This is a genomic window from Oleiphilus sp. HI0043, assembly GCF_001634935.1.
The window spans coordinates 1-919 of sequence record NZ_LWEY01000607.1 but is presented as its reverse complement, the minus strand read 5'-3'; the positions used below and the strand labels follow the sequence as shown (position 1 = coordinate 919).

General features: G+C 43.7%; 1 protein-coding gene. It reads left to right on the top strand.

The annotated features are described in order from the left end of the window. Positions 1-17: 17 nt before the first annotated feature. Positions 18-919 (top strand): DUF3418 domain-containing protein (locus tag A3729_RS07460; protein ID WP_156497770.1); only part of this gene is annotated, 902 nt, incomplete at its 3' end.

Here is a 919-nt window from a genome sequence, read left to right as displayed (position 1 = left end):
AACCGCTTGCAAAGCATTTGGTAAAACGTTCTTATGCCGAACCTCATTGGGAAGCCAAAAGGGCACAAATAATTGCCAAAGAAAAGGTGACCTTATACGGACTTGAAATTGTCTCTCAGCGCCCAGTTAACTACAGCCAGATTGACCCAGGAGTTTGCCGTGAAATATTTATTCGCACCGGACTCATAGAGAGAGAGTTTCGCACCAAAAATAAGGCTATCGCTCATAACTTAAAGCTTATTGATGAAGTGGAATCGATTGAAGACCGCACGCGTCGTAAAGATGTCCTGGTCGATGATGAGGTGATATACGGACTTTACGATAAGGCTTTACCTGAACACATTGTGAGTGGTGCTGCATTTGAAAAGTGGGCAAAAAAAGCAAGCGAAGCTGACTCAAAGCTAATACGGTTTACAAAAGGTCAGCTGCGCAGCGAAAATGCGGATTCATTCGATCCGGGCCTATATCCTGAACATATTGAAAATAATGGCATACGCTTTCCTCTGAGTTACCAGTTCAAACCCGGCGCTGAAGATGATGGTGTAAATATCTCGGTGCCAATTAATGCAATAAAACAGCTAACTGTAGATAAACTCGAGAAGATAGTTCCTGGCTTGCTTCGTGAAAAATGCATCCACCTGATCAAAACGCTTCCCAGAACTTTGCGAAAGCACTTTGTTCCTGTGCCGGATGTTGTAGACAAGATACTGCCAAAGGTTGAAGCTAGTTCACGCCCTTTGCTTGAGATTCTTAGTGATGAGCTAAAAATTATAGGCAGCATATCTATTCCTATTGAGGCCTGGAATCTTGAGTCACTAGACAGTCACCTGCGCTTTAACATTAAAGTGCTGGATGAGCGAGGCCGGCTGATTAACCAGGGTAGGGACCTCGTTAAGCTTTCGCAAAAAGTTGAGCATTT